Origin of the sequence: Barnesiella sp. An22 (assembly GCF_963931395.1) — a bacterium.
In the GTDB taxonomy this organism is placed as follows: Bacteria; Bacteroidota; Bacteroidia; order Bacteroidales; family Barnesiellaceae; genus Barnesiella; species Barnesiella merdigallinarum.
Map to the genome: position 1 here is coordinate 3,358,086 of NZ_OZ007014.1, position 19,890 is coordinate 3,377,975.

Annotated in this window: 15 protein-coding genes; 9 read left to right on the forward strand and 6 right to left on the reverse strand. The window is 58.2% G+C overall.

Features of this window, described 5'->3' with window-relative positions:
• Positions 1-49 precede the first annotated feature (49 nt).
• The 3 genes from secA to ABGT88_RS14030 all read right to left on the reverse strand — a co-directional run bounded on the left by secA (position 50) and on the right by ABGT88_RS14030 (position 6,289).
• Complete coding sequence (gene secA / locus ABGT88_RS14020; RefSeq protein WP_346702732.1) at positions 50-3,385, reverse strand: preprotein translocase subunit SecA; 3,336 nt, start codon at positions 3,383-3,385, stop codon at positions 50-52.
• A 108-nt stretch (positions 3,386-3,493) separates the two neighbouring features.
• Positions 3,494-5,077: an alkaline phosphatase family protein gene (locus ABGT88_RS14025; protein WP_346702734.1), complete on the reverse strand. Its 1,584-nt coding sequence runs from the start codon at positions 5,075-5,077 to the stop codon at positions 3,494-3,496.
• 6 nt (positions 5,078-5,083) lie between these two features.
• Positions 5,084-6,289: a DUF4105 domain-containing protein gene (locus ABGT88_RS14030; RefSeq protein WP_158096870.1), complete on the reverse strand. Its 1,206-nt coding sequence runs from the start codon at positions 6,287-6,289 to the stop codon at positions 5,084-5,086.
• A 170-nt stretch (positions 6,290-6,459) separates the two neighbouring features.
• Between ABGT88_RS14030 and ABGT88_RS14035 the strand changes: the two genes are divergently transcribed.
• The 6 genes from ABGT88_RS14035 (at position 6,460) to ABGT88_RS14060 (ending at position 13,235) form a co-directional block, all read left to right on the forward strand.
• Positions 6,460-7,071, forward strand: coding sequence for a SagB/ThcOx family dehydrogenase (locus ABGT88_RS14035; protein ID WP_346702736.1), 612 nt, complete (start codon positions 6,460-6,462; stop codon positions 7,069-7,071).
• Between the two features lie 22 nt (positions 7,072-7,093).
• Positions 7,094-7,801: a DUF5715 family protein gene (locus ABGT88_RS14040; RefSeq protein ID WP_258326785.1), complete on the forward strand. Its 708-nt coding sequence runs from the start codon at positions 7,094-7,096 to the stop codon at positions 7,799-7,801.
• A gap of 234 nt (positions 7,802-8,035) precedes the next feature.
• Positions 8,036-10,015: a sulfatase-like hydrolase/transferase gene (locus tag ABGT88_RS14045; RefSeq protein ID WP_346702739.1), complete on the forward strand. Its 1,980-nt coding sequence runs from the start codon at positions 8,036-8,038 to the stop codon at positions 10,013-10,015.
• Between the two features lie 15 nt (positions 10,016-10,030).
• Positions 10,031-11,164, forward strand: coding sequence for an ABC transporter substrate-binding protein (locus ABGT88_RS14050; RefSeq protein ID WP_289540105.1), 1,134 nt, complete (start codon positions 10,031-10,033; stop codon positions 11,162-11,164).
• Complete coding sequence (locus ABGT88_RS14055; RefSeq protein ID WP_298662837.1) at positions 11,161-12,210, forward strand: iron ABC transporter permease; 1,050 nt, start codon at positions 11,161-11,163, stop codon at positions 12,208-12,210. Before ABGT88_RS14050 ends, ABGT88_RS14055 begins: the two co-directional genes overlap by 4 nt.
• Complete coding sequence (locus ABGT88_RS14060; protein WP_346702742.1) at positions 12,210-13,235, forward strand: ABC transporter ATP-binding protein; 1,026 nt, start codon at positions 12,210-12,212, stop codon at positions 13,233-13,235. The genes ABGT88_RS14055 and ABGT88_RS14060 overlap by 1 nt, the downstream gene beginning before the upstream one ends.
• 1 nt (position 13,236) lies before the next feature.
• On the opposite strand, the gene lpxB is transcribed toward ABGT88_RS14060, so the two are convergent.
• From lpxB to ABGT88_RS14075, 3 genes are all read right to left on the reverse strand, one after another.
• Positions 13,237-14,364, reverse strand: a complete 1,128-nt coding sequence (lpxB, locus tag ABGT88_RS14065) for a lipid-A-disaccharide synthase (RefSeq protein WP_087409105.1) — start codon at positions 14,362-14,364, stop codon at positions 13,237-13,239.
• Between the two features lie 25 nt (positions 14,365-14,389).
• Positions 14,390-14,710 (reverse strand): heavy metal-binding domain-containing protein, encoded by a 321-nt coding sequence (locus tag ABGT88_RS14070; protein ID WP_087409106.1) that lies wholly within the window; start codon positions 14,708-14,710, stop codon positions 14,390-14,392.
• A 170-nt stretch (positions 14,711-14,880) separates the two neighbouring features.
• A complete protein-coding gene (locus ABGT88_RS14075; RefSeq protein ID WP_300132033.1) occupies positions 14,881-15,630 on the reverse strand; it encodes a protein phosphatase 2C domain-containing protein in 750 nt (249 codons plus the stop codon).
• Positions 15,631-15,973: 343 nt separating this feature from the next.
• Here ABGT88_RS14075 and ABGT88_RS14080 point away from each other — a divergent pair, with 343 nt between their 5' ends.
• From ABGT88_RS14080 to ABGT88_RS14090, 3 genes are all read left to right on the forward strand, one after another.
• Positions 15,974-17,401 carry a hypothetical protein gene (locus ABGT88_RS14080; protein ID WP_346702745.1) on the forward strand — a complete coding sequence of 476 codons (1,428 nt, stop codon included), beginning with the start codon at positions 15,974-15,976 and terminating at the stop codon, positions 17,399-17,401.
• Between the two features lie 176 nt (positions 17,402-17,577).
• On the forward strand, positions 17,578-18,132 hold the full coding sequence (locus ABGT88_RS14085; protein ID WP_087409109.1) for a helix-turn-helix domain-containing protein: 555 nt from the start codon (positions 17,578-17,580) through the stop codon (positions 18,130-18,132).
• Between the two features lie 78 nt (positions 18,133-18,210).
• On the forward strand, positions 18,211-19,878 hold the full coding sequence (locus tag ABGT88_RS14090) for an AMP-binding protein (RefSeq protein WP_346702747.1): 1,668 nt from the start codon (positions 18,211-18,213) through the stop codon (positions 19,876-19,878).
• Positions 19,879-19,890 lie beyond the last annotated feature (12 nt).

Consider the following 19,890-nt stretch of genomic DNA (forward strand, 5'->3'; position numbering starts at 1 on the left):
CGGCTCTCCGAAGAGAGTCGCCTGCTGCGTGCGTATGGCAAAAGGGAGATTAAAGTCCTCTCCCGTGACAGTTTTTGTATTTCTTGCCGCTACCGCAAGGACAGGGATCGTTGCGGCCTACGCGGGGAGCAGCCTTGATAGGCTCGGTAACCCGCGGCTGTTGCGGTGCAGCGGCGGCCTGTGCCTGAGCTTGGGCTTGACCCTGCTGGGCCGGCTGTTGGGCCTGACCGGGGTAGTCGTCCTTCTGGGTGCGGTACTTGCTGTAATCCTCGCGACGTTCGGGAGCGGCCTCGCGCACATCCTGCGGCTCCTGGATGTATATCTGACCCCGCATGAGGATGGCGATAGCCTTGCGGTTCATCGCCTCGACCATCGACTTGAAGAGGTTGAACGACTCGAGCTTGTAGATCAACAGCGGGTCTTTCTGCTCGTAGCTGGCATTCTGTACCGACTGGCGCAACTGGTCGAGTTCGCGCAAGTGCTCTTTCCAAGCCTCGTCGATAGTCATCAGCAATACGGCTTTCTGGAACTGCTTAACCACCGACTGCGACTCGCTCTTGTAGGCCTCGTTGATGTCGCAGGCGATACCAAACACCCGTTTGCCATCGGTGATGGGCACCCGTATCATGCCGGTCGACAGACCGCGCATCTCTACGAAGGGCTTGATATTCATGTGAGCAATCTCGGCCATGCGTTCGCCCTTGCGCTTGAAGGTGGCGACCACGGCCTCGTAGAGGCTGTCGATAATCTCGTTCTTGCGCATCGAGCGGAATTTCTCTTCGTCGAAAGGCATCTCTACGGCAAATATCTTGAACATCTCCATCGACAGCGGTTCGTAGTCGTTGGAGCCGTTGTAGGCCTCGACCAGCGACTCGATGGTATCGTAAAACATGTTCATGATGTCGATACCGATACGCTCGCCCATCAAGGCGTGGTGACGCTTGGTGTAGATAACGTTACGCTGGGCGTTCATCACGTCGTCGTATTCGAGCAACCGCTTGCGGATACCGTAGTTGTTCTCTTCGACGCGACGCTGGGCGTTCTCGATCGACTTGGATACCATGCGGTGTTCGATCATCTCGTCTTCCTTGAGACCCAGACGGTCGAGCATCTTCACCACGCGGTCGGTGGCAAACAGACGCATCACCGTATCTTCGAACGATACGAAGAATACCGACGAACCCGGGTCGCCCTGACGTCCGGCACGACCACGCAACTGACGGTCGACACGACGCGACTCGTGACGCTCGGTACCGATGATGGCCAAACCTCCGGCCTCGCGCACGGCGGGCGACAGCTTGATATCGGTACCACGACCGGCCATGTTGGTAGCGATGGTCACGGTACCCGTCTGTCCGGCCTGGGCCACGATTTCGGCCTCGCGCTGGTGATATTTGGCATTCAACACATTGTGCTTGATCTTGCGCATGGTGAGCATACGGCTCAACAACTCCGAAATCTCGACCGACGTGGTACCTACCAGTACCGGGCGTCCGGCCTCGACCATCTTCACAATCTCTTCGATTACGGCGTTGTACTTGGCACGCTTGGTCTTGTATACCCGGTCGTCCATATCGATACGGGCTACCGGCTTGTTGGTGGGGATAGTCACCACATCGAGCTTATAGATGTCCCAGAACTCACCGGCTTCGGTCTCGGCGGTACCGGTCATACCGGCCAGCTTGTGATACATGCGGAAGTAGTTCTGCAACGTGATGGTGGCAAAGGTTTGCGTGGCGGCCTCGACCTTCACGTGCTCCTTGGCCTCGATGGCCTGGTGCAGACCGTCGGAGTAGCGACGCCCCTCCATGATACGGCCGGTCTGCTCGTCGACGATTTTCACCTTGTTGTCGATGACCACATACTGGTCGTTGAGCTCGAAGAGGGTATAGGCTTTCAACAACTGATGCACGGTGTGAACCCGCTCGGCCTTGATGGCGTAGTTTTGCAGCAGCTCGTCCTTGCGGTTCTGTTTCTCCTCGGGCGTGAGGTTTTGATTCTCGAGGTCCGAGAGCTCTTCGCTGATGTTGGGCAGCACGAAGAAGTTGGGGTCGTCCGACTTGCCGGTCATCACATCGATACCCTTATCGGTAAGGTCGATGCTGTTGTTCTTCTCGTCGATTACGAAGTAGAGGTCGTCGGTAATCTCGGGCATACGGCGGTTGTTGTCGGCCATATAGATAGCCTCGGTCTCGAGCATCAGGGGTTTGATACCGGGCTCACTGAGGTATTTAATCAAAGCTCCGTTCTTGGGCAGACCCTTGAAGCAGCGGTAGAGCAGCACGGCACCCTCGTCGTGGGTCTTCTTGTCGTCCGAGGCGATTTTGGTCTTGGCCTCGGCCAGCAGCTTGGTTACCAGGGTACGCTGCATCTTCACCAGCTCCTCGACTTTGGGCTGGAACTGCTCGAACATCTGGTCGTCGCCCTTGGGGGTGGGACCCGAAATGATCAACGGCGTACGGGCATCGTCGATCAACACCGAGTCGACCTCGTCGACAATGGCGTAGTTGTGCATGCGCTGTACCAGGTCGAGGGGCGAGCTGGCCATGTTGTCACGCAGGTAGTCGAAACCGAATTCGTTGTTGGTACCGAAGGTAATATCGGCATTGTAGGCGTTGCGTCGAGCTTCGGAGTTGGGCTCGTGCTTGTCGATACAGTCGACCGACAGGCCGTGGAACATGTAGAGCGGGCCCATCCACTCCGAGTCACGTTTCGACAGGTAGTCGTTGACCGTCACCACGTGCACGCCGTTGCCCGGCAGGGCGTTGAGGAATACCGGCAGCGTGGCCACCAGCGTTTTACCTTCACCGGTAGCCATCTCGGCAATCTTACCCTTGTGCAGTACCACACCACCGATGAGCTGCACGTCGTAGTGTACCATGTCCCACACCACTTCGTTGCCACCGGCCATCCAGTGGTTCACATAGATGGCCTTGTCGCCCTCGATATGCACGAAGTCGTGGTCTACGGCCAGGTTGCGGTCGAAGTCGTTGGCGGTCACCTCGATAGTCTCGTTGTTGCAGAAACGGCGGGCGGTCTCCTTCACGATGGCAAAAACCTCGGGGAGCGACTCGTCGAGCACATCTTCGATTTTCTTCAGAATGTTTTTCTCGATTTTGTCAATCTCTTCCCAAGTCGATTCACGCTTGTCGTAGTCGAGCGTCTCGACATGCTCCTTGAGCTCGGCAATGCGTTGACGGTCGGGAGCAACCGTATCCTGGATATGCTGCTTCACCACATCGACGCGATGACGCAACTCGTCGTTCGTCAGTTTTTCGAGTTCGGGCGATATGGCCTTAATCTTCTGGATATAAGGCTCTATCTCTTTCAAGTCGCGCTGCGACTTGTTGCCGAACAGCTTTTTCAATAAATCGTTAAATCCCATATAAAGTGTCTGTTTTATTCGTTAATAAAAGGTTCTTCCCCGCAGGGAGTCCCATAGAACCCCTGCAAAAATAGTGCAAATTTTGCTAACTCCACAAAAAGGAAGAAATTAGTATTGAATTTCGGAGAGCGGAGTGGACGAAGAACCGTTGGGCGAACGGATGCGCAGCAGGCGCGAAACGGTGGGTGCAATGGCCGTAGCCCGCACCGGCGTGGCAATGTGTACCGGCTTCACATCGGGAGCGAGGATAAAGCAGGGGGCCGGTATGGCATTGATGCGCACATACTCGCGGGTGTCGGCATTGTCCTCATACACCACCTCCCACCCGGGGCAAAGATCGAGCACGAGGTCGCCCGACAGCTTGGGGCAGTAGCCGTTGCGCATGGCGGCGAGCCGGTCGGTACCGTAGCTCAGCAACAGACGTTGCATGGTGTACACATCCTGTACACCGGCCATCTGTATCAGGAACGAAGCGGCCTTGTCGCGCATCTCGTCGGCATCGAGGTCGCGCTCCTTGATGAGTTTGCGATTCAGAAATATCTGTCGGTTCTGGTATCCGATGACCCAGTCGCCCTGGCCATAAAGAGCCATCAGGTAGACATTCAGCAGCGACACGGCACGGCGCGGATAGAACTCGCCCGAGGGTATGTTGTAGATGGGCGACTCCTTGGCTTCGCCCTTGAAGTAGCCGGTCGAGGCCACGAAGATGACGGTATGGTCGAGCCCCACCTTCTTGTCTATCTCGTCGAGCAGCCGGGCCAGATCACGATCGAGGCGCACGTAGGTGTCCTGCAACTCCAGGCCGTACTCCTGCACGGTCTTGTTCAGGTAGACCCCGGCCGTATAGCCGACGTTGAGCATGTCGAGCACGCCCCGGCGTCCCAGAAGCCCCTTGTCGAGGAACTCCACGGCCACATCGGTAATCTCGCGGTTGACCAGCGCCGTTGTCTTGAACTGGGCAAAGCGGTCGCGGTTGTCGTGCGAGAAGGTGCGCTTGAACGAAAAATCGTTGGTCAGGTAGGGTATGGCCGTATAGAGGTCGGGGGTATAGACCGGCGTCCAGGCCAGCGTATCGATGCGAGCCGACAGCGAACGTCCGTAGTTGAACTGCTCGATATAGGCCGGCACATCGCGGTAGTAGGTCGTGGTGGCCCACTTGCCGTTACGGTCGTTTATCCAGAAAGCACAGTTACCAGCATGACCCGCACTGATGATGGCCTGCTGGGCATCGGGAGCCACGGCATAGACGCGCCCCAGGCCGCCGCTCACAATCTTTACCTCGTCGCTGATGGTCGAGGTCTTGAGCCGCTCGGGCGAGAAGGTCTCTTGCGTATAGTTGCCTATCTTGGAGGGATCGTTCAGGATAAACTCTTCGCGCTGGAATGCGGTATTGAAAAACCGCTCCGAGGGGATGCCATGGAAAAAGGGCATCGTGCCCGTGTAGAGCGTGGCCGTAGCCGAGGCTTTGTCGACATTGGGATAGTCGTAGACCAAGTTTTCGCAAACCACCCCCTCCTTCATCAATCGCTTGAAGCCCTTCTCTCCGAAAAGATGCTGCAAGGCCATCAGGTAGTCGGTGCGCAACTGGTCGACCGTAATACCCACCACCAGACGCGGTGCCTGGTCGGCCGACTGTACCAGCGGTACAACCAGCAAAGAGAGCAGAAGTGTTGCTAATACCTTTTTTTTCATATCTGTTCAATTCCGCTTCTTGCCGTGCTCCACCCACAGCCAGGTGAGCGAACGCATCATCAACACCAGCACCAGCGGAATGAATGCCGGGTTGAACTGCTGGGGAATCCAGTGCCACAGCACCAGAAAAATCAACAGCCCCGCAAAGTTAGCAAAATGATAGTATCTAACGATATTTTTAAGAGATTTAAACCAAATGAAGAGGGCCATCAACAACCACAGGGGATGAAGCCAAAAGGCCGAATAGTTGGGCCAGGTGGCCGGATGCACCGAGACGAACATGAGGAAAAAGACAATCACTCCTCCCAATCCGTAGGCGGTAAAGAGCACAGTATCGAGTACCCGCGAGCAACGTCCCCGCCGGATGTCGCAGAGCGACCACACCGCCACAATCGCCGCCAGCAACCAGGCCACGAAGAGGGGGGTGAGGTAGAAGGGGGTCACACCGGGACGGGCCGGGACTTCGGGGTCGTAGAGCACCTCGGTGCGGCTCACCAGCGGCACGGCAGCCGAGTCGGGCGCGAGTTGAATCTCGGCCCGGGCGAAGGCCTCTTTCAGCACTTCGGGGCCGAACATCTGTTCGCGGTAAGTCATGGGGCGGTCCAGACTGCCACCCAGGGCCAGGTCGATGCCGAAGATGAGCCAGGGGCAACGCTCGGCGTAGCTGTCGATCTCCTCGCGGAAGGTGGGCAACTCGCCCTCGGGTTCGTGGTAGCGCACCCGATTGCCGAGGGTCGCCTCGACCATGTTGCGGGGCCGGGTGGCGCAGTTGTCGAAGAGGAAGTTATAGCGGTAGACGCGGTTCTGGGGCTGGGCATTCTCCAGCAGGGCGTAGAAGAGTGCCTGGCTCTGCTCGGGCGTGAGGTTGAGAATCTGCTCGTCGACCCGCGACTCGCGCATCACATAGTTGAACAGGAAGGTGCGGAAGTCGTTCACACCCAGGCAATAGTCGGTCTCGCCCTTGGTAAACCGCCACACAAAGGCCGGGGCATTGAAGTCGAACATGCCATAGTTGAACACATAGTCAAATCCGCCGGGAGTCAACTGCCTGACCCGCAAGGCCGTGTGCCCGAAAAGCTCGTACACCTCGGTACCGGGGCCGCACGTGAGCAGACTCACCTGCAGGGAGTCGCGGTTCTCGACCTGGGCCTGTACACTCATTGCCAGCGCGGCCACCAGCGCAGCCACGAATAATCGTACCTTTATCAACATGCTCGATTTCATCGCCTGAAAAAATGTGGTGTAAAAGTACAACTTTCCGCTCGATTCACCCGAAGGGTAACTCTTTTATTTTCTTCGACTTTGATAATTTTTACATTTTTATTTTAGGGCTCTACCGAATAAATCGTTATCTTTGTTCGTCGCACTCAAAACCAAGCAGTATGAAAATCAAAGGTTTACTTTTGTCGCTCCTCATAGCGAGCCCGATGATGGCCATGGCCCAGAACATCGAGCTCCCCGCCCCCCAGAAACAGGGAGGCCAACCGCTCATGCAGGTACTCGCCCAACGGGCCTCTACCCGCCAGTTCGATACCACCCGGGCCATCGAGCCGCAAACCATGGCCGACCTCCTGTGGGCCGCCTGGGGATACAACCGGGAGGATAAACGCACGGCACCTTCGGCCCTCAACCGGCAGGAGATTTCGCTCTATGTCATCACCGCCCAAGGGGCTTACTGCTACGATGCCCGTCAAAACGTGCTGACTCAGGTAGCCGCCGGCGACTTCCGCAAGAGTGCCGGCAAACAGCCTTTTGCCCAGACGGCTCCGCTCAACATCGTTTTTGTGGCCGACCTCGACAAGGCTCCGGGCAACGACATGATGTTTGTCGATTGCGGTTTCATAGCCCAGAACGTCTATCTCTATTGTGCCTCGGCCGGACTGGGCAGCGTGGTGCGCGGCTCGTTCGATGCCGCCGATCTGGCCCAGGTACTGAAACTGAATGAACGCCAAAAAGTAATATTGACACAGACAGTCGGCTATCCGGCTCGATAATCCCCCGGAAAAGCCCCACCTCATGCGTCACACCTTACTACCGATATTCGTCATCTTCGCCCTCCTCATCACCGGCTGCAAAGGCAAGCAGGTCGAGCCCGACTACCCCGACAGTTCCTTTATCGACACCTTCGAGGTGAAGCAGCAGACCCAGCCCCGCCCCACCGGTTGGCCGAAGAGCCCCATCCAGTACACCAGTTTCCGCAAACTCTTCAACGACCTCAACGACCAGCACCTGGCCATTGCCCGCAAAAACGGCATCGCCCCGCTCGAGTCGCTCGACGAGGCCCGCAGCATGGGCTTCTGGAAGCTGGCCAAAATAGACAGTTGCGAATACTACTCGGTCGACAAGCTCACCCACTCGATTCCCTACCTCACCCCCAGAACCAAGTGGCTGCTGATGACCATCGGGAAGAACTTCAACGATTCGCTCGAGAGCCGCGGTGCCGGCGGACGGCAAATCATCCTCACCAGTGCCCTCCGCTCCGACGAGTCCATCCGCTCGCTGCGCCGGCGCAACACCAACGCCAGCGAAAACTCGGCCCACCGCTACGGCACCACCTTCGACATTGCCTACAACCGCTACAACGTGACCGACTCGACCTGCTTCGTCCCCTCCGACCGCCTGCGCCTGCTGCTGGGCGAGGTGCTCTACGATCTGCGCAAAAACCACAAATGCTATGTGAAGTACGAGGTTCGGCAGGGCTGTTTCCACATTACGGCCCGGTAAGACCGGCATATCTCTCCGAGCCGGACTCCGCTGCCCGAATATTCCACGCGGATGTGGGTGCGGTTGTTCCACGCTACGATGCGGAATCGTGCCAACAAAAGAGACTTCTCCCCACGCCCCAAGCTGGCTCTGCAGCCAGTGCGGGGGCGGCACAAACCACAGGAATTTCCGTTTTCATTTGCCTCGGCTTTCTCCTTTCACTATCTTTACAGCGTTGTTTAAGCAATACGACCGATGAAACGATATTTGTACGCCCTGCGCTATCTGGTTTCGATACATCTGCTGGGGCTTCTTTTCTTTGCCGCGTTCCGCCTGATATTGTTCATGCAAGGCTACGACTACCTGGCGGGTGAAAACCTGTCGGTACTCACCCGTGCCGAGGCTTTCGCCCGGGGCGTGTGGCTCGACAATGTGGTGGCCTGCTACATCATGATACTGCCGCTCACGGTGGTATCGATATGTGCCCTGCTGGGGTACTACGGGAAGGCGCTGTTCCGGGGCGTGGGCATCTTCTTCTCCCTCTTCTACGTGCTGGCCTTTGCCATATCGGCGGCCGACATACCCTACTTTGCCTACTTCTTCAAGCATATTAACGCCTCGATATTCAACTGGTTCGGCTACGCGGGTACCACGTTGGGGCTGATGTTCGGCGAGTTTTCCTACATCGTCGCCTTCGTGCTCTTCCTCGCCCTCTCGATTCTCTTTGTCTTTCTGCTCCGCTGGTTGCGGCAACGCACCTGCCTCGACATCCATCGGGTATCGGACGAGAAATTTCACTGGCCCAACGAGCTGCTCATGCTGCTGGGCTCTATCGTGCTGATAGGCGGCTGCATGTTCGGCATCCGGGGCCGGGTGGGCTACAACCCCATCAAGGTGAGTGCGGCCTACTATTGCAACAATACGTTTTTGAATCAGTTGGGTGTGAGCCCGGCCTTCAATCTGCTGCGCAGCTCGCTGGAGGCTTCGAAATCGGAGAACCGCGAGATTGAGCTCATGGACGACCGGGAAGCCATCGCCCGCGTGCGCCGGGAATACCACATCGCCGACTCGCTGCCCGAGGTGTCGCCCATTGCCCGCCGGGTAGAGAACCCGGGCGAACCGACCCGCCAGAATGTGGTGCTTATCTTCATGGAATCGATGTCGGCCGAGCTGATGGGGCACTTCGGCAATCCGTGGCAGCTGACCCCCTTCCTCGACACCATCGCTACGAAATCGCTCTGCTTCAACCGATTTTTCTCGGCCGGCACGCACACCAACCACGCCATCCACTCCACGCTGTACTCCTACCCGGCTCTGATGAAACGCAACTCGATGAAGGGGGCCGTCATCCCCTTCTTTGCCGGATTGCCCACCATCCTGCAGGACAACGGATACAGCACCCTCTTCTTCATGACGCACGAGTCGCAATACGACAACATGAACGGCTACCTGCGCACCAACGGCTTCGACCGCATCTTTGCCCAGGAAGATTACCCCAAGGAGAAGGTGGTCAACAGCTTCGGCGTGCAGGACGACTTCCTCTACCAGTATGCCCTGCCGGTACTCACCCAGACGGCCCGCGAGGGTAAACCCTTCTTTGCCGCCCTGCTGAGCATCAGCAACCACCCGCCCTATGTGGTGCCCAAAGATTTCAAGGCCCGCAACAACACCGACGAGCTGCGCATCGTCGAGTTTGCCGACCACGCTCTGGAGCAGTTCATCACCCAGGCCAGCCGGGAGGAGTGGTTCGACAACACCATCTTTGTCTTTGTGGGCGACCACGGGAAGCTGGTAGGGACACCTCGCAGCGACATGCCCCTCAGTTTCAACCACGTGCCGCTGCTCATCTATGCCCCCTCGACCATCGAGCCGCGCCAGATCGACGACCTGGGCGGACAGACCGACATAGCTCCTACGCTGCTGGGGCTGCTGCAAATCGACTACGTCAACAACGGTTTCGGCGTAGACCTGCTGCGCGAGAAGCGTCCGGCGGTGGTCTTCACCTCCGACGATGCCGTAGGCTGCGTGAACGATTCGCTCTTCTACATCTATAAACCCAAGGATAACCAGGAGTGGCTGCTCGCCCACAAACAGACCATCGAACAGAGCGGCGACATAGCCGACCCGGCGGCCCGCCAATCGCTGCGCGACTACTCCTTCTCGATATTGCAAACGGCTCAATACCTGATGAGCAACGGCCTTACCGGCAAATACATAGGTTATCAACCCCGTTAAAAACCGATACCCGCCATGAACCGACTGTTTCGACTGATTTCTCTCGCCACCCTGCTGCTCCTCACGGTGCAGTGCCACAACCCCAAGACTCAAAAGTCGGGCGGGGAGGCGGCCAACGATACCCTCGTGCACTACGCCGACCTGCTGTCGATTACCCGTCACGACGGCTTTACCGACGTGGCCGTGACCAACCCCTGGGACACCACCCGACTGCTGCACCGCTATCTGCTCGTGCCCCGCGACGAAGAGCTGCCTGCCAACCTGCCGCAAGGTACGGTGGTGAGGACTCCCCTCGAAAAGACACTGGTCTACTCGTCGGTTCACGCCAGTGCCCTCGAGCTGCTGGGTGCGCTCGACCGGATAGGCGGTGTGTGCGACCTCGCCTACATCAAGACTCCGGCCCTGCTCGACCGGGCCAGCCAGGGCAAACTGGTCGACGCCGGCAACTCCATGAGCCCCGACATCGAGCGGGTGATGGAACTCTCGCCCGACGCCATTCTGCTCTCGCCCTTCGAAAATGCGGGCTATGGACGCATCGGCAAGATGGGCATCCCCATCATCGAGTGTGCCGACTATCTGGAAACTTCTCCGCTGGGCCGCGCCGAGTGGATAAAGCTGCTGGGGCTGCTCTACGGAAAAGAGGCCGAGGCCGATTCGCTCTTTGCCCAAATCGAACAGCGATACAACGCCCTGAAGGAGCAACTGGAACAAAGCGGCTCGAGACCGATGGTCATCAGCGAACTGAAAAGCGGCTCGGCCTGGTACATGCCGGGCGGCAAAAGCTACATGGCGCGCCTCTTTGCCGACGCCGGCGGCGCGTACCCCTGGAGCGACAACGGCGAGTCGGGCTCCATCCCCCTCTCGTTCGAAACGGTATTCAACCGGGCGGGCGAGGCCGACATCTGGCTCATCAAGTCGTTCAACGTGGGACAACTCTCCTACCGCGCCCTGCAGAAGGAGTATGCTCCCTATGCCCGTTTCAAGGCCTTCCGCAATCATAATATCTACGGGTGCAACACGGCCGAATGCAACTACTACGAAGAGACACCCTTCCGTCCCGACCTGCTCTTGCAGGAGCTGGCGGCCCTCTTCCACCCCGATCGCTTCCCCCACTATCAACTTCGTTACTTCCAACCCTTAGCCGAATGAACAAGCCTCGCCATACCTCACGTGCCAAGCGCCTCATCGGGCTGCTCATCGTACTGCTGGTCGCCCTGTGTGCCGCCAACCTGTGGTTCGGGTCGGTGCAGATACCGGCCTCGGCGGTGTGGGATATTCTCTGCGGCCGGGAGAGCGAAAAAGAGGTGTGGCGCTTCATCGTACTCGAGTCGCGCCTGCCGCAAATGGTGGCCGCCCTGCTCTCGGGAGCCGCGCTGGCCGTGGCGGGCCTGCTGCTGCAAACGGCCTTCAACAACCCGCTGGCGGGGCCCTCGATACTGGGCATCGACACGGGGGCCAGTCTGGGCGTGGCACTGGTCATGCTCCTCTTCGGAGGAAGCCTGGGGCTCACCCAATCGACTACCCTCACGGGCTTTACCGCCATCATCGCGGGGGCCTTCGTCGGGTCCATCATCGTGCTGGGCACGATACTCTTCTTTTCGACTCTGGTCAAAAACAACATCATGCTACTCATCGTGGGCATCATGGTGGGATACGTCACCTCGTCGGTCATCTCGCTGCTCAACTACTTCTCCACAGCCGAGGGGGTACACTCCTACACCATCTGGGGCATGGGCAACTTCAGCGGCGTCACCGGCGAACAACTGCCCTACTTCGCCCTCTCGGTGGGGGTGGGGCTGGCCATCGCCATCCTACTCATCAAACCGCTCAACGCCCTGCTGCTGGGCGACCGCTACGCCGCCAACCTGGGGGTGAACATCAAGCTCACCCGCAACCTGCTGCTCATCGTCACGGGACTGCTCACAGCATCGACCACCGCCTTCTGCGGGCCCATCTCGTTCATCGGGCTGGCCGTGCCGCACATCGCCCGCCTGCTGCTGGGCACCTCGAACCACAACACCCTGCTGCCCGTCACGCTGCTCTGCGGGGCCGTCACCACGCTGCTGTGCAACCTCATCTGCATCCTGCCCGGCGAGTCGGGCATCCTGCCCATCAACGCCATTACGCCGGTGCTGGGGGCCCCGGTCATCATCTATGTGATTATCAACCAACGTAAAATACAATATTTCAACTGATGGAGAGCACGACCGCCATACTATCGGCTCAAGCGTTGAGCATCGGCTACCGCACGGGGCACCACGGGGTGAAGCAGATTCACCACGACCTCTCCTTTGCGCTGCATCGGGGCGAGCTCACCTGCCTGCTGGGTGCCAACGGGTCGGGCAAGTCGACGCTGCTGCGCACCCTGGCCGCGGCACAACCGCCTCTGGCCGGCACAATCACACTCGAGGGGCGCGACCTGTCGACACTCTCGGAGCGGGAACTCTCGCGCCTCATCGGGGTGGTGCTCACCGACAAGACCCAGACCGGCGGACTCACCGTCTACGAAATGGTATCGCTGGGGCGGCAGCCTCACACCGGATTCTTCGGACGGCTCGACCGCCACGACCGCCAGGTGGTCGACGAGGCCATCGAGGCCGCAGGTATCGCCCACAAGGCCGACACCTACATGGCGCAACTCTCCGACGGTGAAAGACAAAAAGCAATGATTGCCAAGGTGCTGGCCCAGGAGTGCCCGCTGGTGATTCTCGACGAGCCCACCGCCTTTCTCGACGCCGTGAGCCGCATCGAGACCATGACCTTGCTGCACCGCATCGCCACTACGCAACACAAAGCGATACTGCTGTCGACTCACGACATCGAGCAGGCGCTCGTGCTGGCCGACCGGCTGTGGTTGCTGCGCAAGGGGCAAGGCTTGTGCAGCGGTGTGACCGAAGACCTCATCCTCAACGGCGATCTCGACACGCTGTTCGACCGCCGCGACATCTGTTTCGACCGCGCACACGGCAGTTACTACCCCTCGGTACAATGGGAAAAGGAGATTGTGGTCGAAGCATCCGACGAGACCCTGCTCCACTGGACGGTCAACGCCCTCAACCGCAACAGCTACGGCTGCCGCATCGCTCCCGACGAAGACACCTCTTCACTCCCCCGCCTGACGGTAAGCGACGCGCACACGCTCACCCTGCGCACCGCTGCCGGAGTGCAGCCGTTCACCACCTTTGACGCCCTCATCGAAGGGCTGAAAAAACAAGATTGATTTAGCCTCGCAGAGCCGAGACCATGGAGCGGGCAGCCTGCTCGGGCGCACCCGGCGCACCCAACCGACGGGCCACCAGATCGTAGCCGGCCAGCATGCGCTCGCGATTCTCTTCGTCGAACAGGCAAGCCAACTCGCGACGCAGATTCTCGACCGTAGCCCGGTAGCCCAGCAGCTCGCACACCACGGGAGCATCGGCAATGAGGTTGACCAGCGACACGTAGGGCACCCGCAAAATCTTCTCGAACGTCTTGTAGAACAGTTTGCCGCCACCTACCCAATAGCAGACCACCTGCGGCACCCGCAGCAAGGCGGTCTCGAGCGTAGCCGTGCCCGAGGTGACCAGTGCCGCCCGGCTCTGTTGCAACAGCCGGTAGGTCTTGCCCTGCACCACCTTCACCCGATGACCCTGCACATAGGGCGCATACAGCTCGGGTGCGATACCGGGAGCCCCCGCCACCACCAGCTGGTATTCGGGATAAGCCTCGGCCGCCTCGATCATCATAGGCAGGTTGTCCTTGATTTCAGAGACCCGACTACCGGCCAGCAAGGCGATAATGGGTTTGCGCTCCAGCCCGCACTCGGTCACAAAGTCGTCGAACGTCTCGTCGGCCTGAGGACGAGCCGCCAGCTCGTCGACCGTGGGGTTGCCCACATACTCCACCGCATAGTGGTGGCGGGCATAGAAATCGACCTCGAAGGGCAAGATGGAGTAGAGCCGGTCGACATAGCGGCGGATGCTCTTCACCCGCCACTCCTTCCAGGCCCATATCTTGGGTGAGATATAGTAATAGACAGGGATATTCAAGTGAGTCTTTACATACTTGGCAATCTTCAGGTTGAAACCCGGGTAGTCGACCAGGATCACCACATCGGGACGCCAGGCGGCAATATCCTGTTTGCACAGGCGCATGTTGGCCAGCACCTTGTCGAGATTCATCAGCACCGGGATAAAACCCATGTAGGCCATGTCGCGGTAGTGCTTCACCAGCGTACCCCCGCAAGCGGCCATGAGGTCACCCCCGAAGTAACGGAACTCGGCGTCGGGGTCCTCCCGTTTCAACGCCTTCATCAAGTTCGAGGCATGCAAGTCGCCCGAAGCCTCACCGGCAATCAGATAGTATTTCATAGACAAACCGATAGCATAATTGTTTCTACTCGATGCGCACGGCCGTACCGCTGCACGTCACCATCAGCATGCTGCCCGAACCGCCCACCGTTTCGTAGTCGAGGTCGATACCCACCACGGCATTGGCTCCCAGTCTCTGCGCCTCGCGCGACATCTCCTCGAGCGCCGTGTTCTTGGCCTCGCGCAGCACCTCTTCATAGGCGCCCGAGCGGCCGCCGAAAAAGTCGCGTATGCCGGCCAGGAAGTCACGCATCACATTGGCACCGATAATGGTCTCGCCGGTTACCACCCCGTAATAGGTCACAATTCGCCGCCCCTCTACCGTGGGCGTTGTCGTCAGTAGCATAATCTCTGTTTTTAGAATTATCTTCTACAAAAATAGTGCTCTTTTGCAACAACACAAACAAAACACCCGCAGATATGAAAAAGAGAACTCTCGGGCAGGACGTGCCGGTTATCTGATTGCGGGAACATGGATATACAATGTACAAGTTTCGGCAAGCATCCATCCTCGCCTCACGGGCGAGTCTCTACCAGAACCACGGTGACGTTGTCCTTCCCGCCGGCCTCGTTGGCCTGCCGTATCAGGGTCTCGACCCGCTGCTTCGCGGTGGGCTGTTCGGCAAGCACCTGTGCGATGGCCCTGGTAGGGAGCATGTCGTACAGCCCGTCGGAACAGAGCAGATATTGCGCGTCCGGCTCTACGGGAATAGTGGCCGTCCAGAAGTAGTCGGTCGTCCAGTCCAGCCGCCCCAGTCCCAAGGCCCGCGTAATCACATTGCGCCGGGGATGGTGCATGGCCTCCTCTTCGGTCAGGCGGCCCTCGTCCTCCTCGATACCCACCAGCGAATGGTCACGCGACAGTTTGGTCAATGCCCCCTCTCTGAATTGGTAACAACGCGTATCCCCCACATGGCACAGGTAGGCGACCGCCTGCCCGAAGTCGAACAGGAGGGCCGTAAGCACACACCCCATGTTATACCACCGGGGATTGACCTGTTGCGACACAATCGAATTATTGGCATATATCACCGATTGCTTCAATGCATCGAGTCCCAACTCCTCGACCGACAGCCCCTCCAGATAGTCTACCATACACTTGGCGGCCAGAGCTGCGGCTATTTCGCCCCCTTCGTGCCCACCCAGGCCATCGACCACGACAGCCAACAGATGACTGTCGTCACCCACAGGCTGAAGAAGATAGGTATCCTCGTTGTTCTGTCGACAACGCCCCACATCGGTCGCTCCATAACATACACTTTTCATCACATATTCGTTTTACATTTTACACCGGCTATCCGTTTCGTCCTCTCCCCGATTCCCCCTTGCAGCCACACACCGAATGCCACAGCGGAGCGTCTCGCGCCCCTTCTTGCCAAAGCCTGTTATCTCCTATGCTCCTTGTGCAACCAGTCCGTAAAATAGAAATGATTTTTCCCTTATCCCCTCTGTTTCGAAACAGAAATATCCATGTGGTAAATATAGCGAAAAAACAGCAGGAAACCAAGTTTCCGAATTTGAATTTTGCCTACGGCCGAAAACAGGAGCCATTCAAAGAAATAGGCCGGCCCCTGCAATAAAGCCGCACAAAGCCCGTTTTTATAATACTATGAGAGCGATAACCGTTGCCATCACTTCGTTATGCCTGCTGGCGGCCATGCTGCTGACCGGCTGCATCGACGACGACTTCACCACGAGCCCGTCGCACGTGCTTGCGTTCTCGACCGACACGGTCGCCTTCGACACCGTATTCACCACGATAGGTACCTCGACCCGCTCGTTCCGCATCTACAACCCCAACAAGAAATCGCTCAACATCTCGAGCATCAAGCTGGCCGACGCCGAACACTCGGGATTCCACATCAATGTCGACGGCATGTCGGGCGACTACTTTACCGATGTCGAAATCCGAGGCAAGGACAGCCTCTATGTCTTTGTCGAGGCCAACATTGACCCCACCAACCAGGACAACCCCATCTTTATCGTCGACTCCATCGTCTTCCTCACCAACGGCGTGCAGCAGGATGTGAAGCTCACCGCCTACGGACAGGACGTCATCATCAAGCGGGGTGAGACCCTCACTACCGACACCCGGCTCACGGCCGACCGCCCCTACCTCATCTACGACAGTCTGGTGGTGGCTCCCGGTGCCACGCTGCAACTCGACCCGGGCACCCGGCTGCACTTCCACAACCGGGCCTCGCTGCTGGTGCAGGGACGCCTGCAGGCCGAGGGTACTCAGCAGGCTCCCATACAGATACGGGGCGACCGGCTCGACCGCCTCTTTGCCGACCTGCCCTACGACAATCTGGGCGGACAGTGGGGCGGCATACACTTCTACCCCGAAAGCACGGGCAATGTCATCTCCCATGCCTATGTGAGGGGCATGAGTTCGGGCATCGTGCTCGACTCGTGTGCCACCGAAGAGATGCGCCTCGAGATTGCCAACTCGCGCATACGCAACTCGTCGGGCAACCTCATCACCTCGAACTACAGCCGCCTCTACTGCTGGAACAGCGAGCTGTCCGATGCTGCCGGGGCTGTACTCTCGCTCACGGGCGGCATAGCCGACTTCACCCACTGCACCATCGTCAACTACTACTTCTACGACGTCATCTCCTCGCCCATCGTCACGGTGAACTACTGCGCCGCAGCCGACTCGATCGACGGCGGTCTGCCCCTGCTGCGGGCCCGCTTCAACAACTCGATTCTCTGCGGCAAGACCTCCGAGGTGTCGGGCATCGACTTCATGGGCAGCCACGTCTTCTTCCGCTCGTGCCTCTTCAACTCCATGGGTACCGACGACGACAACTTCATCAACACCGTGTGGGGCGGCATGCCTCTCTTCAAGGCGCTCGGCGAGGAACATTATTACTACAACTACGAGATAGGCTCCGAAGAGTCGCAGGCTATCGGCAAGGGCGACCCGGCATTTGCCGTACCCCCCCTCGACAAAGACATGTATGGCAACCTTCGTACCGCCCGGGTCGACATCGGAGCCTACCAGTATGTGCCCCAGGCCGAGCCTCAGGAGTAGAACCTGCACACCGGTTTTGCAAATGCGCAACCCAGGTTATTACCTTGTATACCTTTTCTTAATAAAAGTTACAAAATAGAATCGTCTTTTCTATTTTTTGTTGCATTTTTCTTTTTTGCTCTCTCATTTTGCTAATTTTGTAAGAGTTATTTAATCCTCTTTTAAACATTTGCACTATGAGCGAAGAGATAAAACAGATAGCCGAACGGCTGGTAGGGCTGCGAGATGCACTCGACCTCACGCCCGAAGAGATAGCCGCCGCCTGCCACGTCGACGTGGAGACCTACCGTGGTTACGAGTCGGGCGAAAAAGATATTCCCGTGAGTTTTCTGCACCAGATAGCCCGCCACTACGGCGTGGAATTGCCGGCACTCATGTTTGGATACGAGCCCCGCATGAACGCCTATTTCCTCACCCGTAAAGACAAAGGGGTAGCCATCGAGCGCACCAAAGCCTACAAGTACCAGTCGCTGGCAGCCGGGTTTGCCAACCGCAAGGCCGACCCCTTCATGGTGACCGTAGAGCCTACGGCTCCCGAAGCGCCTTTCACCCTCAACACCCACCCGGGACAGGAGTTCAACATCGTGATGGAGGGGAGCATGCACCTGCGCATCGGTGAAAAAGAGCTGGTACTCCACGAGGGCGACAGCATCATTTTCGACTCCACCCGGCCACACGGCATGAAAGCTATTGGCGAAAAGCCGGTCAAGTTTCTGGCCATCATCTTCTGACGGTCCACGAAACGACCTATTTATTTATAAACATCAAAACGAAATCGAAGGGGACATTCCTCTCTCATATACACGATTATGTTAGAACGCTTTTTAGATAAGACCTCTTTCTCATCGCAGGAAGACTTCATGCAGAATTTCAAGGTAAAGGTACCCAAGAATTTCAACTTCGGGTATGACGTCGTAGACGAATGGGCCCGCATCGAGCCCGACAAGCAGGCCCTGCTCTGGACCAACGACCGGGGCGAACGCATCGACTTTACCTTTGCCGACATCAAACGCGAGAGCGACAAAACGGCCGCCTACTTCCAATCGCTGGGCATCGGCCACGGCGACATGGTGATGCTCATCCTCAAACGCCGTTTCGAGTTTTGGTTCTCGATTATCGCCCTCCACAAGCTGGGTGCGGTGTGTATACCGGCTACCCACCTGTTGACCGAAAAAGACATCATCTACCGTTGCAACGCCGCCGACATCAAGGCCATCGTAGCCTGCGGCGACGAGATTGTACTCGGCCATATCGACCGGGCACTTCCTGCTTCGCCCTCGTTGCAGCACCGCATCTCGATAGGCCCGATTATCCCCGAAGGGTGGGACGACTTCCACAAGGGTATCGAGGCGGCTGCCCCCTTCGTGCGCCCCGAGCACCCCAACAGCAACGACGACATCTCGCTGCTCTACTTCACCTCGGGAACCACCGGCGAACCCAAAATGGTAGCCCACGACTTCACCTATCCGCTGGGTCACATCATCACCGGCTCCTTCTGGCACAACCTGCACGAAGGCAGCCTGCACCTCACCCTGGCCGATACGGGTTGGGGCAAGGCCGTGTGGGGCAAGCTCTACGGACAGTGGATTGCCGGAGCCAACGTCTTCGTCTATGATTTCGAGAAGTTCAAACCGGCCGACGTGCTCGACATGATACACAACTACCACATCACCTCGTTCTGCGCGCCGCCCACCGTCTTCCGCTTCCTCATCCGCGAAGACCTTACGAAATACGACCTCTCGTCGCTGCAATACTGCACCATCGCCGGCGAAGCCCTCAACCCCAAGGTATACGAAGAGTGGCTGCGCCTCACGGGCATCAAGCTGATGGAGGGATTCGGCCAGACCGAGACCACCCTTACCATTGCCACCTACCCCTGGGTAGAACCCAAACCGGGCTCGATGGGCATACGCAACCCGCAGTACGACATCGACCTGCTCACGGCCGACGGTCGCCCCGCCGAGGATGGAGAGCAGGGACAAATCGTTATCCGTACCGACCACGGCAAGCCGCTGGGCCTCTTCAAGGAGTATTACCGCGACCCCGAAAAAACTCGCGAGGTCTATCACGACAACATCTACTACACGGGCGATGTGGCCTGGCGCGACGAGGACGGCTACTTCTGGTTCGTAGGCCGTGCCGACGATGTTATCAAATCGTCGGGCTACCGCATCGGCCCGTTCGAGGTAGAGAGTGCCCTGATGACACACCCCGCCGTAGTGGAGTGCGCCGTCACCGGTGTACCCGACGAGATACGCGGACAGGTGGTCAAGGCCACCATCGTGCTCTCGGCCGCCTATAAGGAGAAGGCCGGCGAGGCCCTCGTCAAGGAGATACAGGACCACGTAAAACGGGTGACTGCTCCCTACAAGTATCCCCGTGTGATCGAGTTTGTCGACGAGTTGCCCAAGACCATCAGCGGCAAGATACGCCGGGTAGAGATTCGCGACAAGGACAATAAGGAAAAAGCTCAATAACCCCATAAAAAC